Source organism: Paenibacillus sp. FSL H7-0326 (genome assembly GCF_001955535.1).
Lineage (GTDB): Bacteria > Bacillota > Bacilli > Paenibacillales > Paenibacillaceae > Paenibacillus > Paenibacillus shunpengii.
In genome coordinates this window covers 37,315-56,778 of record NZ_MPVN01000003.1, presented here as the reverse complement: position 1 = coordinate 56,778, position 19,464 = coordinate 37,315, and the positions used below count along the sequence as shown (strand labels likewise).

Genomic DNA, 19,464 nt, shown 5'->3' with positions numbered 1-19,464 from the left:
ACATTGAAAAGGACTCTTTTCACTAATCCCGACGACTTCAGTGTTTACTCCTCCTTTGTGCCAAACAATCCCCAGCTGAGCTTATTCGCAAAATACATTAATATTAGAAGAAATACGGAAACGGTTGCCGCATATCCCATCTCAAATCGGATAAATCCGTAATCATTGATGTGATTGACAATCAAATGTCCAGAATACTCGGGTGTAGGATTAAGCCCGGACAATTCAACACCGATTGAACCCGTTTTAAAAGTAGTGACGATGGCCATTACTGCACCAAACAGCATTTGGGGCTTCATTGACGGAATCGTAATGTACCACAGCTCCTGAAGGTGGTTCCGTATGCCGTCAATTCGGCCAGCTTCATATAATGTCTTATCCACATTAAGTATTCCGGCAAGCATCGCAAGGAAACCCACCCCCATGCTTGACCATAATGTAACCACGATCATGGAATTCATCAGTAGCTCAGGACTTGTAACCCATAATTTTGGCACATCAATTAAACCGAGCTTCAATAATATGCTGTTCAAGTAGCCTACCCGATCACCGGACAGAAGCGGGAGCCAAATAATCGTCATGGCAATACCAATGGTCAACGAAGGAGTATACATGGCCAGAGCTACCCACTTTTGATAACCTCCACGCAGGCGTGAGATAAGCCAGGCTAGCAGAAATGCCGCGATATATCCTCCAGGACCGACGATAACTGCAAATTTAAAAGTATTTGGCAATGCGTATTTTAGAAAAAGCATATCCTGGGCAATCAAATATCGAAAATTACTCCAACCGACAAAACGCGGTTGCTCTATGCCGTTATAATAAGTAAAACTTAGGGCGACGGCAGACGTGATCGGAACAACGATGAAGAGAGTAAAACAGATTAGAAAAGGAGCGATAAACAAATATGATATACGATAATGCCATACCCTACTCCACATCGATTAAGCCTCCTGTCCATGGCTGATCAACGACCGAAATATCAATTTCCGATAAGGTCTCTCCCTGCTCATCCACAAATCCAAACTCCTGCTGCTTTCTAATCAGCTCACGGTTGATATCTCGAGCTGTTTGCTCCAGTGAAGACATATAGTTATCTGTCCCGACTACAGACCTCACCCAGGCATTATTCAGCTCGCGGTCCAGGTAATATCCGCCTGGAACATTAGGAATATCTTTATACCATGTCCATTGCTCCAATATGACCTCAGCATCCTCTTTTTTCCATGGCAGATTGATAAATGCTTCCACATTTGACGTATTCCATCGAAAAGCAACGCCATTAACGGCTTCCAAATCTGATCCGTATTGTGTCTGAACCTCGGTAGATAACCACCATTTCATAAATTCCCATGCTTCCTCTTTCTTCTGAGATTGTTTAAAAATAACTCCTGTGCGTTGTCCCCCACCTGCCCATCTGCTAATCGTTCCATCTTCCTGCTCTATTCCTGGAATAAGGGCAATGCCCCATCTTCCATTCAGTTCAGGTGCTGCTGCTGATAACTGAACATACATATTGTAGTCAGAGATGCCAATCGGCATGGTTCCACTGCGAAAATGCTGATAAAAACTAGGCACTTCTCGTTCAAGGGCATAGGTGTTAAACAAGTCTGTCCATTGTTTAAATGCGGTGTAGGCTTCAGGCTGATCAAGTGCTGTTTTCAGCCCTCCTGGTTCGTAGAACTCAACATCATTTTGATAGAAATAGGTTGCATATTCCTTTGGATTGACATAGAAATTCATGAAGTTTTGCTGCAGCGTTGGTAGAAGGTCATAGACTTCCTGCCAGGTTTCGGGAATCTTAAGATTCAATCGTTCCAGTATGTCTTTTCTATAATAAAGAACTTGAAATGACTGCGTTTCGGGAACACCATAATATCCTCCGTTATAATGTAGCGGCAGCCATGATCCTGGACTAAAGCGAGGATATAGCTCCTGGAATCCATCCATTTCAGACAAGTCTTGTAAAGAGCCTCTTATGGCATAATCGACAGGCAAATCCTGCGTCAGCCCCAAAGCAATATCTGGCTGGACTCCTGCCGCGTTGGACATAAGCAAGAGCTCTGGATCAGGCAGAAGATTTACTTTCACTTCAATTCCTGTCTCTGGGGTGAATGATTCGTCAGCAAGCTGCTGTAGTTGATCCACATAATCGCGCCCCCTCTGAACCCAAATATTTAGCTTGGTATCATCCATATCGTTCAGACTGTCTCTTGTATCAAATGAGTATCCAAAGTTTTGTATACTCCCCCAAGCCCGGTCAAACCAACCAGCCACCATTTTAGGCGGAGAAGCATCTGCCGGAATGATGTAAATCTCATCTAGTTGCAAGGATTGCTTGGATAACGTATCCATAAAAGTAGCTATCTTTTCTCTAATCGAGGAAATTTCATCTACGTTATATGGTATTTCTTCAGGATTACCGAGCATTGCCCGCAAATCTTTGACTGATGTATCCAAACCTTGACTGACGGAATCTTTATTGCCGTTAACTCCTTCCAAGTCGTCAGCAAGTGCTTCCATTGCCGCAGCAGCTGCCCTTATATGCTCGGTCATACCCGGAAAATCTTGCTCCATGTCCCAGGTTCGGTTACGATCAAGCGTTCGATCGCTGTTCGCTTTATTACCAGATATTGTTCTGAGATCCCAATCGATTGCTTCAAGATGAGCAAGCAGCTTCTCTAAATCGATAATGATAGGCTTGACGGGTGACTGGGTAACTGCAAGCGAAAGTGTATGTACTCCTTTCTCAAGTTGTACTAAATATGGATCTTTATTTGAATTTTGTAATACGATGCCTTCCCAGGATGCAGAATACGGAAAACCATAGGCTTGAAAAGGTTCAAAAGGGACCTTTCCATCTATTTTCACAGTTCGGAAGGATGTTTTTTGGGCTACGGTATTTTGTAGTGCACGAAATCCTAATTTGTACACGCCTGTTTCCGGAACTTCAAAAGTCCAAGTGATCTCTTGATTCTGCTCGAGCCATCTCTGTCCTCCGATAGTGTTGTATATAATTCTGCCGGTGTACCGGGGTACAGTCCTGTCATTTTTATCCGAATACATTTTAATTGCGGTATCGTTTTTTGATGTGAATTGTTCTGCTTGAATTGTTATTGTTTCTGACGAATTCGTTGTGGATTGGTTGTTATAGGATGCGAAGGCTTCCTCGTATGTGGGAATATTCTGCTGAGGCACAAGCTGTAAGCTTTCGAGGGCAACAGGCACACGTCCATGTAATCGAATCATATGTTTTCCTGAAGTAAACTCCCACAGTAAAGGTTTTGAATAAGCCCCTCCCGAATCGACAAGCGGCTGGGAGTTCCAAGTAGATATATCGAAGGATCGTGGGCGAATCTCATCACCATCCGAATTTTTTAGAATCGGGAGTTCATCTGCCCATGCTCGGTAAAGGTGAACTGAGGATGCTTCTCGAAAAGGTCTGGTGCCGTCAATGGTGATATCCCACTGAATTGGAGCTTTATCTTTTGTGTTCTTTACAGGTATATAAGAAGCATGGATTTCGTAAAGCCCGGCTGTGGGCACATCAACTTCATACTCAACCCAGCCTGTTTCTGAACTATTCCATATCAAAACATTTTGTTTATTCTCGTAATCACCCACGTATATTTCTGTGGGATGTGAAACGTTTTTCGGCTCAGATGCGTTTATTTTAATTGTAGATTTGGCTAGGGGTATATTCTGCTCAGACCATTCCGATAGTTTTTCGCTATAATAGGGATCACTTTCATATTCGAATGTAGTTATAAGCTCATCAAAGGAGACGGAATCTCCATTTGTAACTGATTCTGCCTCTTCCCCACAAGATGACAATATAAATAAGACTACAAACATGGCGGCAAGAAGAAGGCACTTTTGCTTCATTAAGTTCATTTCTGATACACCCTCTTTCGACGAAAGTAGCTCTTTCAATCGGCTATCCTGATACCAGATTCCACATGAAAGAAATGGGCTTTAAACAAATCCAGTACTACTTTGACCTGTTCGTCGTCTGAGAAATGCTGATCTGGCTCTACTCTTACAATTAGATGCTTCTCCTCACCAATATCGAGATACAAAAAACGATCTGCTCCCATTAATTCATTGTCCTTATAAATACCAGTAATAATCGATTCTGAGAATAATCCCTCCAGCTTCACATGCTCTGGTCGAATGCCTAAAATGACTGTTTTATTCACTAGGTTATTTTTTCGCAGCAAGGCTTCTTTTGTTTCGCGAATAGAAATATCAATCCGTTTTGTTCTAAAAACGAGCTGTCCTTTATGATCCTCGGCTATCTTACCTTCAATTAAATTAATCTGAGGAGAACCTATGAAGCTTGCAACAAACAAATTAGCTGGTTTTGAATATACGGTCTCCGGGGTATCACATTGCTGAATAACTCCGTTTCTCATTACGACAATCCGATCAGCCATGGTCATTGCCTCAACTTGATCATGTGTGACAAATATAAATGTAGTGCCCAGCCGTTTATGCAGCTTGGTGATTTCCATCCGCATAGTAGAACGAAGCTTGGCATCAAGATTGGATAACGGTTCATCCATCAAAAATAATTTTGGATTACGAACGATGGCTCGTCCCAGCGCTACACGCTGTCGTTGTCCACCCGACAAATCTTTTGGCTTTCGACTTAAATACGGTTCTATCTCGAGTATCCTGCTTGCCTGTTTTACAGCCTGATCAATTTCGTGCTTGGGCATTTTTCGCATGCGCAGTCCGAATGCGATATTCTCATAAACCGAGAGATTAGGATACAACGCATAATTTTGAAAAACCATTGAAATATCCCGATCCTTCGGAGGAAGGTGATTAACCAATTGATCTCCTATGAAGATTTCTCCTTCCGTAACATCTTCTAATCCTGCAATCATACGAAGTGTGGTGGATTTTCCGCAGCCTGATGGACCAACGAAGACGATGAACTCTTTATCCTTGATATCCAAATCAAAATCTTGAACAACCGAATTTTTTTCTTTTCCATACCTTTTATACAAATGTTTAATGCTCACGCTCGCCATTTAAGAAATCCTCCTGTTCAAAATAAAATAGAGGATATCAAGTAACATTGATATCCTCCATTGGTATGGTAGAAATATATACTAGATTTATTAGTTCGTAACTGCTTCTCTCAGTCTTAACAAGTCAGTGGCTTCATCAGCCCGCTTCAATTCCGTTTCACTCAGTCGTTCGTTCCACGCAGTGGCGGCTTCTGTAATATGCTCAGGCTTTGATGCTCCGAGAATCGCTGATGTTATACCAGGACGACTTAACACCCAGGACAAGGCATATTGTGCAGGTGTTAAATTTCGTTCGTGGGCTAGCGGCTTGATGGCCTCGGCAATGCTTATTGCATTCTTCTGAAGAAGTTGTTGGAGTCTCGGTTCCCCAGCAGCTAGACGTGTGCCTTCAGGAGGTGCCTCTCCTTCTTTGTATTTCCCGGTTAAGACACCGCGCCCAAGTGGACTGTATACAATAACTCCGACTTGTTCTGATTGTACGAAAGGAATGATCTCGTTCTCAATTTCACGTGAAATTAGACTATATTCCGGTTGTAAACTCTCGAATCGGTGTAATCCGTGTAAAGCGCTGATGCCATGGGCTTTGGCAAGCTGCCAGGCTGCATAATTTGAAGCTCCTATATACCTCACTTTTCCTTGATGTATTAAATCGTCCAGTGCACGGAGTGTTTCCTCAAGCGGCGTTTCCTCATCAAATCGGTGAACCTGATACAAATCAATGTAATCTGTCTTCAATCTTCTCAAACTGTCATCAACTGCTTTATAAATATGGTAACGGCTTTGTCCGCCATCATTAGGTCCTGACCCAATACGACCGTGAACTTTGGTAGCTAACACAATCTGATGGCGTCTTTCCTTGAGTAAATTACCCAATATGGTTTCAGAGGCACCTTCTCCATATACATTTGCAGTATCCACTAGATTGATCCCCTTATCTAGTGCTAAATCCAGAATTGTAGATGAAGCTTGTTCATCAATCCATCTGCCAAATGCCATAGTTCCTAACGCTACAGATGATACCTTTAAACCTGTTCTTCCAAATTTCCGAAATTCCATTTAATTAACCTCCTCTAGTTATAAATAAATAGAAAAAACCGAAGACAATAGCTGTGAAACTACACAAAGCATTGTCTCCGGTTATCCGGTCGAAAATATATTAGAATCATAATGGGTAACACACTTAATACCAAGAATAGATTGTTAATTCCTATTAACCCTATAAGATAATTTACAATTTAACATGGAGATTCTATACTGTCAATACTTTACTTTTATTAAGTTGGTTAAAGTTTAGAAACAAATCCTTGAGCTAGCCGAGTTTAGCGATTTTTTTATGCAGCTATGTTCATTTTACTATGTCATCTGCTCTCTAGAGAACTGCCGCCTTGCCACCATCAATATTGACTGCTGTACCGGTTACATAGGATGCAGCGTCCGACACAAGGAATGCAATCACGCTTGCGGCTTCATCTGCTTCCCCGATTCTGCCTAACGGGATGTCATGACGCGGATCGGCCGCGAATTCTTCCCACGATAGATTTTGCGCTGTCGATTGCCACAATTTCTCGATCTGATCGCTGTGAATGAGTCCGATGCAGACTGCGTTTACGCGAACCCCGCCTCGCGCCAAATCCTTGCTCATCGCTTTCGTCAGAGCCAGTCCTGCAGCACGGCTTACCGAGCTTGGAAGGGAGGACCCAAGAGGCGTCTTCCCTCCCACAGCCGTAACGTTGACAATTGCTCCTCCGCCATCCTTTTGTAAATACGGCAGCGCAGCCTGAGCGAAATGGACTGCGCCTAACAATTTCAAATCTAGATCAGCAGTCCATGCGGCAGCATCCACATATTCGAATGGCTTAGCTGCCGAGGTACCTGCGTTGTTCACAAGAATATCGATACCGCCAAATCGCTCGGCTGTTGCAGCCACTGCTCGGTGTACATCCTCCTCAACTGACACATCTGCCGCGATAATGAAAGGCTCAACTCCTGTTTTCGCGACAATTTGCTCTGCTGCTTCCTTAAGCGGTCCTTCGTTTCGTGCGACGATGGCTACCTGTGCACCTTCCGATGCGAGCAGTATCGCCGTTGCGAGTCCAATACCCTTACTGCCACCTGTGATAATTGCCCGTTTTCCGTGTAATCCCAGTTCCATGAATGAACACAACTCCTTTCTATTTCTTTACTAAATGACATACATCATTATTTTCTACTTTAATCATGATTACCCTTTTAACCGCCAGTACAATACAACAAGAAGCAGCAAGTCACTGACCCGCTGCTTCCCTATCAATTCATTATATCCTGCTTTTTTAGATGCACTGGGTGTTTCGGTCTTGATAGACCGAGATGGCTTCTTAGCGTTGATCCCTCATACTCTGTTCGGAATAAACCCCGACGTTGCAATTCAGGTACAACAAGGTCTACAAAATCATCAAGTCCACCTGGAAAAAAAGGAGGCATGATATTAAAGCCATCTGCTGCCCGGGATACAAACCATTCCTCCATCTGATCCGCAATTTGGCTTGGTGTTCCGACAATTTCAAGATGCCCTCTTCCACCTGAAATTCGTTCATATAGCTGTCGGATCGTCAGACCTTCGCGTTCTCCCATTTCTTTAACCAGCTTAAAACGACTTTTGCCACCATTGACCTCTTCCAGCTCCGGAAGATCGGGTAGCGGAGAATCGATGTCGCAATGGGTTAAGTCGAAGTTAACAAGAGCAGATAATAGTGTCACTCCTACTGCTGGAGGAATAAGACCATTTAGCTCCGCCTGTTTTTCCTTGGCTTCTTCTTCCGTTCTTCCAATGATCGGGAAAAGACCTGGCATAATTTTAAGCGAATCCTCCGAGCGATTATATCTGCTTAATCTTCCCTTCACATCTGCATAAAAGGCTTGCCCTTCTTTAAGCGTCGGCCACGCGGTAAAGATGACTTCTGCCGTACTTGCAGCTAATTCTTTACCTGGTTTAGAGGCTCCGGCCTGCACGATAACCGGGTAACCTTGAACAGGTCTTGCTACATTAAGAGGACCTTTTACAGAGAACCATTTACCTGCATGATTTATCGGATGGACCTTCGTCCGATCTGCGTACTGTGCGGAATTCTTGTCATACAGAAAAGCATCGTCCTCCCAACTATCCCATAAACCCTTGACTACTTCGATGAATTCCTCTGCACGCTCATAACGCAGTTCGTGTAAAAGATGATGCTGTTGGTTGAAATTTAGAGCTTCATCGTCATATTTAGAAGTGACTACATTCCAGGCAGCCCTTCCTCCACTTAAATGATCAAGTGATGCGAACTTACGAGCAACGTGATAGGGTTCATTGTATGTGGTGGATGCAGTTGCAGCCAGCCCGATTCGATTGGTGACGGAAGATATTGCGGATAGAAGAGATATCGGTTCGGGGCGTGAGGACACAATTTGCTCGACCGCCGCAGGATACCGGTTAGAAACGTAGTAACTGTCTGCAAGAAAGATCATATCGAACTTTCCTCGCTCTGCAGTTTGAGCTAATTTCTTATAGAGTTGAAAGTCCATTACGGAAGAGGTTTCTGCTTCTGGATGTCTCCAAGCAGCGATATGATGCCCTGGAATTAGAAAGAATGCACCTAGTTTAATCTGTCTATTGGTATTCTCCATATCGATATAACCTTCCTTTACTTAATAATTCTTTAGGGATAACATAGCAGAGGACTAATTGGATGATTGCTGTAAAGCTTGAAGCACATAAGAATCATTAACACCATCTTTAAACAGGAGCGGTTTTTTTAGAAAGTGATTCTCAAGTAATATCTCAGATGTTGCCTGCTGCGCATTTAACGCTTCTTCTGAATAAACCGATAATTGCGCCGAGCTGCGTTCCAGTACAAGCTTTATAATATCCGAGGGGATTTTCGTTTGCTGTGAATAGATATTGGCAGCTTCGTCCATGTTCTCGCTCTGCCAATCCAACGAACGTTTAAACTGCTTTAAGTACTCTATTACAAGGTCAGGATGTTGGTTGGCAAAATCAGAGTGGGCAATCATTGAAATAGGAGCATATACTTCTGTATTGGCCTCAAGGGCGATGGCTTTCTTTTGTTCTACGTACAGTGTTATGTTTGGATCAATTGTCACCCACGCATCCAGTTGTCCTGCTTCGAAAGAAGCTCGGGCATCCTCAGGCTGTAGATTAATAATAGTTATATCCTCTTGTGATAATCCGTTTTCCTTCAACACTTTTATCAGATACACATGTGACGTTGAGCCTTTTGCAAGCCCAATGGTTTTTCCTTTTAAATCTAGAATGGTCTTGATGTCACTTTCAACAGGAACAAGAACGGCATTAAGATTCTTGCCTTCACCGATGAGTCCCACAACTTCAAACGGCAATTCATTAGATAGCCCCGTAATCGAAGCTCCGTCACCTAGAAATGAAAGATCAACCCTCCCGGACACCAGGGCTTCCAGTACAGGCGGACCGCTCGTAAACTTGCTCCACTCTACTTCCGCACCAAGCTTCTCAAATTCTCCCTCTAGCCATCCTTTCTCCTGTGCAAGTACAAGCGGATTCAGGTTCCCGTTAATCGCGATGCGAACCTTAACTAACTCCCCTTCTTCCGATGCTTGGCTTTGCAAATCTTCACTCGCACTTCCGCAGCCTGTGACCATAACAACTAACGCTAACAATAGAAAAATAGGTAGACGTAACTTCTGGGCAATTTTCAACATTTCGCAGCTCCCTTCACATCTCACTGGTTCTAAATAAGATTATTCGCATCTTATTAATCGGTTTAAAACAAAAAAAAAGACTCCACGATACAGGCTCAAGCTTAAATAATAGCTTAAATCTCTGGTCGTCCAGTCGATTCTAATTATACTTGTTCAATTGTCGTTCTCACAAAATGACTCTATAGTCAGGTTGTGTTGTGAAGAAATCATAGAACATACCATTCTCATTGTCAACCCTACTTTTTTTACGAGATAAGAGGACTCAAGGCCCTATCATTTCGAGAAGCAGATCAATTGTCGTGTCATTAGCAGGGGCATACTCCCGAGCCTCTAGCAGCATAAGATTCTGAATCAACGTAGCAAATAACGTTGCCAACTGAATTGGATCACCCTGCCTTACAGAACCGTCTCTATGTCCTTCTTCGATGATCGAAATGAGCAGGGCTCGGTTTTTTTTACCGCGTTCTCTTATTTTTTTCTTCTCCTCGTCATCCAGCAGATCTGTGAAAATAGCTTGAAGCAGCACGATGTAACTGTCAGCATTTTGCCCCTGGGACAATACTTTTGTAGTGATATAGCGAAATTTCTCTATCGCCTTTTCGTCCATTGCTAATGCCTTTTGTAAATGCTCGCCATATAGATCTTGGCCACGTTTGATAACCGCGAGCAAAATTTCTTCTTTTGACTTGAAATAACTATAGACATGACCATGGCTCCGTCCCGCTTCAGCGGCGATATCATCGATCTTCGTTAGCAGCCCACGACGTGCAAATACACTGGCTGCCGCATCAAGAATTTGCTTCCTGCGCTCTTCTCGCATTCTCTGATCTCGTAATATGTTACGCGGCATTATGTAACCTCCTGCCTGTTTTTTTCTAGTTTAACAGAGACATCGAACTTAAAACTATGTTAATCCAACAATTTTAATATCTACACTCGGGTATTGACTATATTTAGGCTACAATGATATTCTTTTTTTACAATATGACTCATCAGTCAATTTGTATATGAGAATCGACTAGACCACTAGAGATTCGGCCAGGATGTTTTTTTCTGCTGCCGGTCTCTTTTTTTTATGGACTTTAAGGCATCTTCTCCATCTCAACTGTTCGGCAGCTTTAATATTAAAGAATTGAAAGGAATATGTAACCATGCCATTACCGGTTAAGGCTAATCCTGCAGCACCACCGAAGGCCACTCAACGCTTTGTCAACAAATGGCGTCTATTCTTTAGAGGAGCGGCACTTCCATTTTTCGTACTTGTCACATGGCAAATATTAAGTCAAACAGGCATAATATCTGCTCAATTATTTTCTTCCCCCTCGCTTATTCTGAGACAGTACTTTGAGCTTACCGTTTCAGGAGAGCTGCCTCGACACTTGCGAGTCAGCATTGAGAGAGCATCTCTCGGCTTCTTACTTGGGGGAAGCTGTGGATTGATTCTCGGAGTATACGTCGGCATGTACCGGCGTTTTGAAGAGTTCGTAAATCCAACCGTGCAGATGTTGCGAACCATTCCCCTTCTTGCCATAACACCATTATTTATTATGTGGTTTGGATTTGGTGAGCTTTCTAAAGTGCTGCTCATTTCGCTCGGCGCCTTTTTCCCGCTCTATGTCAACTCGTTTCTTGGTGTTCGTAATGTGGATATCAAGCTGTTTGAAGTAGCCCGTGTATTGGAATTCGGACGTTATCGTCAGCTAACCAAGCTCGTGTTACCCGCCGCACTCCCGAATATTCTATTAGGAATACGTCTCTCTCTCAGCATATCTTGGTTGTGCTTAGTCACTGCGGAATTGCTTGGAGCGGATATAGGTATAGGCTTTATGATTCAGGATGCACGCTCCTTCATGCAGACCGATATTGTGTTCGTTGGAATTACCATTTTTGCTATTGTCGGTAAAGCTTCCGATTCCATTGTGCGCTTTTTGGAAGTTCGTATGCTGCGGTGGCAGGATAGCTATAAAGGATAGTTACGTAATTTAAAATCCGCCAAATCGATTAGATCTAAAAGGAGATTAGATTATGAAGAAAGAAACAAATTCAGGTTCTTATAGTCCCAGCAATGCCACATCTTTTACCCGCGCAGCCCATCTCGATTTTCAGAAATCCTCTTTGTTTCGGTGGGAAGACAAACGCGACTTTGAAGATGCTCAGAAAGGCTTCATATCCAAAGATGAACCCCTAGTTATTCGCAGTACGGACGGTTCCGTCATATTGGATGCAGAACAATATTCTGAATTTCTTCACACGAATGAATCCTGCCCCGATACCGTTCATCCCAGCTTATGGCGACATGCCAGGCTGAATGCCAATGCAGGTCTCTATAAGCTCCGCGATCGGCTATATGAGGTAAGAGGATATGATATGTCCAATATGATCGTAATTGAAGGTGACACGGGATATGTAGTTCTTGATGCGCTGACAAGCGTTGAAGCCGCTAGCGCAGCAATCAGCCTTGTATATAGAACACTTGGAGATAAGCCCATCAAATCTGTTATCATCGGACATTCTCATTTAGACCATTTTGGCGGCATCAATGGATTGATTGATTCAGATGAGGTAAAGAAGCATAACGTCAATTTATACGCTCCTGAAGGCTTTACGGAAGCTGCACTGAGCGAGAACATATTGGCCGGACCGGTAACCACGAGAAGGGGAAGTTATCAGTTTGGGTTTAAGCTGCCTATCGGTCCACGGGGATTGGTTGATGGCGGACTCGGTAAATTTAGCAGAGGGGGAACCAGTTCGTTTCAATATCCTACTCATTACATAACCTATACCGGACAGGAAGAGATCATAGACGGGATTAGATTCGTATTTCAGCTTGCACCAAATTCCGAAGCGCCTGCCAGCATGCAGGCTTATCTACCGGATTTCAAGGCACTGTGGGTCGGTGAAATTGTAAATCATGTGAATCATAACCTATGCCCAATTAGGGGAGCCAAACCCCGGGATTGCAAAGCATGGAGCGGATACATTAATGAAATGTTACAAATGTTTCCAGAGGCTGAAGTGGCATTCGGCTCTCATTTTTGGCCTGTTCATGGAAGGGAAAGAGTCAGCAATTGGCTCAGCAAACAACGGGATCTCTATAAATACATGCATGACCAAACTCTACGCCTAGCCAATCATGGATTGACACCTGACGAAATTGCGTATGAGTTGCAGCTCCCAGAGAGTTTGGTAACGGAATGGTTTAACCGTGATTATTATGGTGCAGTAGCTTTGAATGTAAAATCAATCTACAGCTTTTACTTTGGTTGGTATGATGGAAACCCCGTCAATCTTAATCCTCTTCCACCGGCAGAAACCGCTCGTAGATGGATAGAGTGCATCGGAGGAACCTCAATAGCATTAGAAAAGGCACGAGAGGCCTATGCAACCGGTGATTATCAATGGGCTGTTCAGCTGCTTAATTATATCGTTTTTGCTGAACCTAATAACCATGAGGCAGCTATATTGGAGGCTGATTGTTATGAGCAGCTTGGTTACCAGCAGGAGTCAGCCACCCTACGAAATGCGTATCTAACTGCAGCTTGGGAGCTAAGAAACGAGGAACAAATAAATCCAAATACAAAAAAACGATCCATTTATCAAGATATGAGTATTGAGGATTTACTGGATTTTCTGGCTGTTCGCCTTAATGGCCCACGAGCTGAAAATAAAGATTTTTGTGTATGCTGGACTTTTTCAGATGATCATACTACCTATTCAATGGTTGTAAAAAATGCAGTTCTTCATACGGATAAGCAAGCTCTGACAAATATGAAGAGGGATGCGGATGTTTATATTCAATCATCGCGCTCAAGCTTTAAGCGCATTATGTTTGCCGGTTATTCTCCAAGAGACTTAATACAATCAGGGGAGCTTGAATTATCCGGCGATTACGATAAGCTGCAGGAGTTCATAATGCTGTTTGATACATTTGATGGCCAGTTTTCAATTGTCTTACCTTGAGCTGAGTCATCAAACTTTGGACTGTAATAATTAAGCCAGTCTACGGTATTATCCGTGACTGGCTTTGTTATGTGAACCATATCAAACTTTGATGGTGATATCGACCGCTTTATATAACAGCTTCTCATAAAGGAAAGTGGCATGCCGCCAGATGTCCGTTTGAAAGTTGGCGCAGCTGGGGTTCCTCCTCACGGCAGCGTGATGTCGCAAACGGACATCTAGTATGAAACCTGCAGCCGGAAGGCGGGCTTGATGGCGAAGGGATTTCCCCCTTAAGACGGTAGCCGCCATCCCCTCTGCCCCTGCTTATTTGAGGCACCGACCTTATTAATGCCTGGGTATAAGGGTGTGCAGGCTGCAGAAAAAGAGATTCGCTTGGTGCAATCTCCACAAGCTTGCCCAAATACATCACACCGATCCGGTCAGATATATGCCTTACTGCTTGAAGCCCATGAGCAATGAACAGGTACGTGAGCCCAAGCTTTCCCTGCAATTCTTGAAGCAGATTAATGATTTGAGCCTGAACGGATACGTCCAGAGCTGACACCGCTTCATCGGCTAGAATAAACTTAGGATTTAGAGCTATTGCTCTAGCGATGCCGATACGCTGTCTTTGTCCCCCTGAAAATTCGTGCGGGTATCGCTCAGACCAGGCTGGATCGAGTCCTACGAGTTCAAGCAGCTCATGTATACGCGAGTGTAATTCTGTACCCTTTAATTTCTGATGAACTTTAAGCGGCTCTGCGATGCTGTCTCCAATCTTCCAACGCGGATCAAATGATCCATATGGATCCTGAAAAATGGTCTGCATATCCCGCCTTACTGACCGGAGAGCTGTACCTTTAAGCTTTGTCAGATCTTGTCCATCAAAGGTAATGGTTCCTTGCGTGGCTCTTTCAAGCTGAAGCAGAACTCTACCAAGGGTTGATTTGCCGCTGCCAGACTCCCCTACAAGCCCGAAGGTTTCATGCTTGTTGATGGAAAAGGTAACATCGTCCACCGCACGAATCACTTTATTACCTCGGATCAGACCATTGCCTTGCATAGGGTAATATTTCCGTAAATGATTCACGGTGAATAATACTTTGGTGTCTTTACTCTCCTCCGTTACGTCTTGTTTCTCATTCGCCTTCTCTGACATCACCATACTTGAATTTAATGGTACTGATTCATCAGAAACCTCAGATCCGTTTAACCAGAAATCACTACGAACGAGCTCGTCTGAATGCCAGCATGCGATTTTTCGATGCCCATATTTCGCTAGAGGGGGAGCTTCCTGTTTACAGTGTTCTGTAGCAAAAGGACAGCGAGCTTGGAATCTGCAGCCGTCCGGTAGTGAAGTAAGACTAGGTATTGAACCCTTAATCGAATATAGCTTCGAACCTCGAACAGAATTCAAAGTCGGAATGGAACGCAGCAGCCCCCTTGTATATGGGTGCCCGGGAAGAGCAAACAATTCATCTGCCTTTGCTTCTTCAACCACCTCACCGGCGTACATGACGGCAATCCGATCAGCGATTTCTGCTGCGACTCCAAGATCATGGGTTATGAGAAGGATGGACAGCCCGTACTCTTCCTGCAGTTCCTGCAATAGCTGCAGAATCTGCGCCTGAATGGTAACATCAAGCGCAGTGGTAGGTTCATCTGCAATAAGAAGGTCAGGTTGACAAGACAAAGACATGGCAATCATGGCTCTCTGCAGCATGCCTCCCGACATCTCCCCGGGATATTGCCGAAATCTCTGTTCGGGATCTGGAATACCGACCTTCTTCAGTAATTGGATTACTCTGTTTTTAGCTTCTCGCTTACTTACTTTATCATGCTCGATAATAGTCTCTTGAATCTGATGTCCAATTGTAAACACCGGATCAAATGCTGACATCGGTTCTTGAAATACCATAGCCATCTTCTTACCTCGGAACTCGCGCAGCTCATGTTCTGGCAGCGTCACGATATCAGTACCATCCAGAAGCAGTCTTCCTTTGGTGATCTGACCGTTCTCATGATCAATTAAACGCATAATTGCTTTGGAAGTTACCGTTTTTCCGCTTCCCGACTCTCCTACAAGACAGACGGTTTCTCCTGCGTTGATAGATAAAGTGATATCCCTGACGGCATTAATGCTTCCTTTCGGTGTATGAAAATCAACGGACAGCTGTTCAATTTCAAGTAATCTGCTCATTAAGTTAGCTCCCCTCTTATCGCTGCGTTAAGTTTTTCGGATCAAGATGATCCCTTAGACGATCTCCGATCATGTTGACCGAAAGAACAAACGCGGTTATAGCGAGACCCGGGAAGGTGCATATCCACCACGCGACCGTCAAATAACCTCTGCCTTGGGACAGTAGCGTTCCCCAGTCCGGAACCTCACGAAGCACGCCGAGACCAAGAAAGCTCAGACCGGAACCTGTCAAGATGGAGGTGCCTATCCCGATTGCGGCCATGACGAGCAGCGGGGACAGGCTATTAGGGAGTACATGCTTCCAAAATATTTGAATGGGTGATGCACCGATGGAGGCTGCTGCTTTGACAAAGGTCCGATTGGTGATACTCATGACTTGGGCTCTCATTACACGGGCATAACCCGGGATGGAGGATACAGCCACGGCCAGCACAATATTGAACAGACTTGGTCCAAGTGCGCTCGCGATGGCTAGGGCCAGCAAAATACCGGGAATGGTCATCAAAATATCATTTAACCGCATGATAAGCGTGTCTATCCATCCTCCCGCATATCCGGAAAGAGCTCCAATGGAACCACCAATTAACCCGCCGACGAGGACGGATGCAAAACCGATAAACAGCGAATCCCGGCTTCCGTGAACAACCACACTGAAGATGTCCCTGCCGAAATAATCTGTTCCGAACAAATGAGCGGCACTAGGCGGCTGCAATATACGATCAGTTAACATTTCAGTAGGCGAGTAAGGAGCAATCCAGCCGGGTACAACAGCACACGTCAATGTGAACAGAATCAACAAGGCTGCTCCATACAAAAATAAGCTGCTTACTGTAAATTTGCCCTTTTGGCGAATAGCAGGTGGAGATACAGTCTTTCGTGCCCGCCATAACGTTTTGGAGGATACCGCCTCCTCTCTCATCCTTGTTCCCTCCTCATTTAGAAGCATTATCACGCCGAACGTCTTACACGCGGATCAATGAAGGTATAAGAAATATCCACGAGCAGATTTACAAGCACATAGATAATCGCAGAAAATAATATAACGCCCTGAACGACTGGCAAATCCTTCGCCATAATGGCATCCGCTATAATTCGGCCAATGCCTTGTCTTGAGAACACCGTTTCAATGACAACGGTCCCTGCCAGCATTTCTCCGATCAGCATCCCGATCATGGTTACAGCGGGAATGAGTGCATTTCTAAGAGCATGGAAGTACATAATTCTCCGCTCCCTCAATCCTTTTGAACGAAGGGTCACCATGAATTGTTCATTAATGACATCAAGCATACTGTTTCTCACCATGCGGACAATGTAACCGGCTCCGACGGTTCCCAGTGCAATTGCTGGCAGAACTAAAGTCTCCCATCCCTCTGATCCCATCGCCGGAAACCATCCAAGCGTTATAGAAAAAATAAGGATAAGGAGAATGCCTGACCAAAAGGTCGGCATGGAAATACCGAACAAGCCAATCAATCGGGCAATGAAATCAATGATTCCGTTTCGATGAATGGCTGACAGCACGCCAAGCAGAATACCGACGATGATCGATATAAGCGAGCTTGCAGCGGTAAGGGCTAAAGTAGCGGGGAAATTCTCCAATATTTTAGGAAGTACCGGATCTGAATTAATCAATGAATTGCCGAAGTCACCCTGCAGAATATTGCCAAAATAACGAGCGAACTGAATATGGAACGGCTGGTCGACTCCCAGCTGCTCACGCAGGTTGGCAATCATTTCAGGCGTTGCAATGGATGGATCGACCATATTATCTGTTGGATCTCCTGGCAGTACATAGAGTATGGAGAATACCAGAACCAATGAGCCGAAGATGACCATAACAGAGGTCAGCAGGCGTTGTGTAATTTTCCATGCCACTGTTCTTCACCCTCCGTCCTATTTTTGTAAAGAAACATCATTGAACAATGGATAACCGAGGGAATCAAACTGTATCCCCTGTACAGTTTTAGATGCGGCTACCGTGTACGGAAATACATATATTGGAAGAATGATTGCCTGATCAATAATATATTGCTGAACCTGTTTGTAGAGCTGCTCTCTCTTCGCATCATCTTTTTCAACTCTTCCTTGTTCAAGCCACTCATCAACCTGTGGATCGGACAGTCTGGATAGCGAAGCCTGTGTATTAGGGTCATAGGAGTGATAGAATGAATACAAGGCGTTCGGATCAGAGTTCACCTGACTGTTTCCGTATAAATCATAGTCACCGTTCGTATACACTACCGTACGGATATCTTTCGTAATTTCAACTTCAACCTCAACACCGATTTGTTTCAACTGCTGTTGGATCATGACCGCGATATCGTTACGCTTTTCCCGATTAGGTGTTCCATCGACATAGTGCAGCTGCAGCTTCTTGCCGTCCTTCTCCCGAACGCCATCAGAACCCTGAGTCCACCCCAGCTCATCCAGCAGCTGGTTCGCTTTATCGATATCTGGAGAGATTGAATCTTCGAGTGTGGCATCATAGCCGAATATTCCTGGCGATAATGCCGACCAGGCTCGGTCATACGTACCGAGATATAATGTTTTTACAATCGTATCGACATCAACTGCCAGTTGAACGGCTTGTCTTGCCTTCAATTCATTCCATGGCTCGTGGTCTAGATTAAAAAACAGTGTGTAAGGCAACCCTACGGTGTTGGTTTGAAGCAGCTGATAATTAGGATCATTTTGCAAGGTCAGAATATTTTGTGGAGGCACCGTTTCTGCAGCTAGCACCTGATTACTTTGGACGCTTCCGATACGTGTAGCTTCTTCCGGCACAATTTTGAAATCTATACCGTCAAGGTAAGGAGCTGCTTGATTCGATACCAGCTCTGGTGCCCACTTATAATCCGGATTGCGTTCTACTTGGATACTCGCATTCTCATCCCATTTCACGAATTTGAACGGACCCGTCCCTACCGGATTTTGTCCGAGCTGATCCCCGTATTTTTCAGCAGCAGCAGGAGATACGATACCAAGCAGAGCCTGACTCAAATTTCCGAGGAATGCTCTGGAGGGGGTGGATAGATGAATCTTAACGGTATATTCATCAATGACTTCGGAAGATTCGTAAGGCTGAAGAAGGGCTGCAGCATTGGCAGCTTTCGTCGCCGGATCAAGAATGCGATCAAAGTTATATTTGACCGCTTCTGCATTGAATGGCGTGCCATCCTGGAATACAACATCTTCTCTTAGCTCAAAGGTATAATCAAGTCCATCTTCTGAAATTGTCCATTCCTTTGCGAGCCAAGGCTTAATTGTATTATCGGGAAGCTGTACAACAAGAGAATCGTAGATGGTGCGAATGACCCTTACAGATACAGCGAGCCCGCTACGATGAGGGTCCAGCGTATCCGGTGAAGTCGCTAAGGCAAAAGTCAGCTCTCCGCCTTGCTGGGAATTTCCTTGAGCTGCACCCTGACTCTTCACAGACTCCGTTCCTTGCGTCGTTTGACTTCCTCCGCACGCGGTCAACATCATTACAATGGATAACGCCAAGGAAACTGCTGCGATACTTTTCTTTCTTATGCGTGTATGTATTTTCATTAAAAGACTCCCCCT

At 44.3% G+C, this 19,464-nt stretch carries 14 protein-coding genes; 2 read left to right on the top strand and 12 right to left on the bottom strand.

Features of this window, described 5'->3' with window-relative positions:
* Nucleotides 1-44 precede the first annotated feature (44 nt).
* The 8 genes from BK126_RS16220 to BK126_RS16185 form a co-directional block, all read right to left on the bottom strand.
* A complete protein-coding gene (locus BK126_RS16220; RefSeq protein ID WP_076313612.1) occupies nucleotides 45-941 on the bottom strand; it encodes a carbohydrate ABC transporter permease in 897 nt (298 codons plus the stop codon).
* On the bottom strand, nucleotides 931-3,894 hold the full coding sequence (locus tag BK126_RS16215) for an extracellular solute-binding protein (RefSeq protein ID WP_076313611.1): 2,964 nt from the start codon (nucleotides 3,892-3,894) through the stop codon (nucleotides 931-933). The genes BK126_RS16220 and BK126_RS16215 overlap by 11 nt, the downstream gene beginning before the upstream one ends.
* Nucleotides 3,895-3,929: 35 nt before the next feature.
* Nucleotides 3,930-5,039 carry an ABC transporter ATP-binding protein gene (locus BK126_RS16210; protein WP_076313610.1) on the bottom strand — a complete coding sequence of 370 codons (1,110 nt, stop codon included), beginning with the start codon at nucleotides 5,037-5,039 and terminating at the stop codon, nucleotides 3,930-3,932.
* A 90-nt stretch (nucleotides 5,040-5,129) separates the two neighbouring features.
* Nucleotides 5,130-6,095: an aldo/keto reductase gene (locus tag BK126_RS16205; protein WP_076313609.1), complete on the bottom strand. Its 966-nt coding sequence runs from the start codon at nucleotides 6,093-6,095 to the stop codon at nucleotides 5,130-5,132.
* Between the two features lie 313 nt (nucleotides 6,096-6,408).
* Nucleotides 6,409-7,191: an SDR family NAD(P)-dependent oxidoreductase gene (locus BK126_RS16200; protein ID WP_076313608.1), complete on the bottom strand. Its 783-nt coding sequence runs from the start codon at nucleotides 7,189-7,191 to the stop codon at nucleotides 6,409-6,411.
* A gap of 134 nt (nucleotides 7,192-7,325) precedes the next feature.
* The gene (locus BK126_RS16195) at nucleotides 7,326-8,684 is read right to left on the bottom strand and encodes an LLM class flavin-dependent oxidoreductase (protein WP_076313607.1); all 1,359 of its coding nucleotides are present in this window, start codon (nucleotides 8,682-8,684) and stop codon (nucleotides 7,326-7,328) included.
* 54 nt (nucleotides 8,685-8,738) lie between these two features.
* Nucleotides 8,739-9,755, bottom strand: a complete 1,017-nt coding sequence (locus BK126_RS16190) for an ABC transporter substrate-binding protein (protein WP_076313606.1) — start codon at nucleotides 9,753-9,755, stop codon at nucleotides 8,739-8,741.
* A 262-nt stretch (nucleotides 9,756-10,017) separates the two neighbouring features.
* Nucleotides 10,018-10,605 carry a TetR/AcrR family transcriptional regulator gene (locus BK126_RS16185; protein WP_076313605.1) on the bottom strand — a complete coding sequence of 196 codons (588 nt, stop codon included), beginning with the start codon at nucleotides 10,603-10,605 and terminating at the stop codon, nucleotides 10,018-10,020.
* Between the two features lie 301 nt (nucleotides 10,606-10,906).
* Between BK126_RS16185 and BK126_RS16180 the strand changes: the two genes are divergently transcribed.
* Entirely contained in the window at nucleotides 10,907-11,728 is an 822-nt protein-coding gene (locus BK126_RS16180; protein WP_076313604.1) for an ABC transporter permease, read from the top strand.
* A gap of 52 nt (nucleotides 11,729-11,780) precedes the next feature.
* Nucleotides 11,781-13,715 (top strand): alkyl/aryl-sulfatase, encoded by a 1,935-nt coding sequence (locus BK126_RS16175; protein WP_076313603.1) that lies wholly within the window; start codon nucleotides 11,781-11,783, stop codon nucleotides 13,713-13,715.
* Nucleotides 13,716-13,839: 124 nt separating this feature from the next.
* Here BK126_RS16175 and BK126_RS16170 read toward each other — a convergent pair whose 3' ends face one another.
* Genes BK126_RS16170 through BK126_RS16155 form a run of 4 tightly spaced genes read right to left on the bottom strand, consistent with a single transcriptional unit; the run spans nucleotide 13,840 to nucleotide 19,449 of the window.
* The gene (locus tag BK126_RS16170) at nucleotides 13,840-15,897 is read right to left on the bottom strand and encodes an ABC transporter ATP-binding protein (protein ID WP_076313602.1); all 2,058 of its coding nucleotides are present in this window, start codon (nucleotides 15,895-15,897) and stop codon (nucleotides 13,840-13,842) included.
* A 16-nt stretch (nucleotides 15,898-15,913) separates the two neighbouring features.
* Nucleotides 15,914-16,816 (bottom strand): ABC transporter permease, encoded by a 903-nt coding sequence (locus BK126_RS16165; RefSeq protein ID WP_076313601.1) that lies wholly within the window; start codon nucleotides 16,814-16,816, stop codon nucleotides 15,914-15,916.
* Nucleotides 16,817-16,845: 29 nt separating this feature from the next.
* On the bottom strand, nucleotides 16,846-17,772 hold the full coding sequence (locus tag BK126_RS16160) for an ABC transporter permease (protein WP_076313600.1): 927 nt from the start codon (nucleotides 17,770-17,772) through the stop codon (nucleotides 16,846-16,848).
* A gap of 18 nt (nucleotides 17,773-17,790) precedes the next feature.
* Complete coding sequence (locus BK126_RS16155; protein ID WP_076313599.1) at nucleotides 17,791-19,449, bottom strand: ABC transporter substrate-binding protein; 1,659 nt, start codon at nucleotides 19,447-19,449, stop codon at nucleotides 17,791-17,793.
* Nucleotides 19,450-19,464: the final 15 nt, after the last annotated feature.

Bases quoted from the DNA above. Each gene is read 5' to 3' on its own strand.
- BK126_RS16220 (WP_076313612.1), bottom strand. From the start codon at position 941: ATGTGGAGTAGGGTATGGCATTATCGTATATCATATTTGTTTATCGCT.
- BK126_RS16215 (WP_076313611.1), bottom strand. From the start codon at position 3,894: ATGAACTTAATGAAGCAAAAGTGCCTTCTTCTTGCCGCCATGTTTGTA.
- BK126_RS16210 (WP_076313610.1), bottom strand. From the start codon at position 5,039: ATGGCGAGCGTGAGCATTAAACATTTGTATAAAAGGTATGGAAAAGAA.
- BK126_RS16205 (WP_076313609.1), bottom strand. From the start codon at position 6,095: ATGGAATTTCGGAAATTTGGAAGAACAGGTTTAAAGGTATCATCTGTA.
- BK126_RS16200 (WP_076313608.1), bottom strand. From the start codon at position 7,191: ATGGAACTGGGATTACACGGAAAACGGGCAATTATCACAGGTGGCAGT.
- BK126_RS16195 (WP_076313607.1), bottom strand. From the start codon at position 8,684: ATGGAGAATACCAATAGACAGATTAAACTAGGTGCATTCTTTCTAATT.
- BK126_RS16190 (WP_076313606.1), bottom strand. From the start codon at position 9,755: ATGTTGAAAATTGCCCAGAAGTTACGTCTACCTATTTTTCTATTGTTA.
- BK126_RS16185 (WP_076313605.1), bottom strand. From the start codon at position 10,605: ATGCCGCGTAACATATTACGAGATCAGAGAATGCGAGAAGAGCGCAGG.
- BK126_RS16180 (WP_076313604.1), top strand. From the start codon at position 10,907: ATGCCATTACCGGTTAAGGCTAATCCTGCAGCACCACCGAAGGCCACT.
- BK126_RS16175 (WP_076313603.1), top strand. From the start codon at position 11,781: ATGAAGAAAGAAACAAATTCAGGTTCTTATAGTCCCAGCAATGCCACA.
- BK126_RS16170 (WP_076313602.1), bottom strand. From the start codon at position 15,897: ATGAGCAGATTACTTGAAATTGAACAGCTGTCCGTTGATTTTCATACA.
- BK126_RS16165 (WP_076313601.1), bottom strand. From the start codon at position 16,816: ATGAGAGAGGAGGCGGTATCCTCCAAAACGTTATGGCGGGCACGAAAG.
- BK126_RS16155 (WP_076313599.1), bottom strand. From the start codon at position 19,449: ATGAAAATACATACACGCATAAGAAAGAAAAGTATCGCAGCAGTTTCC.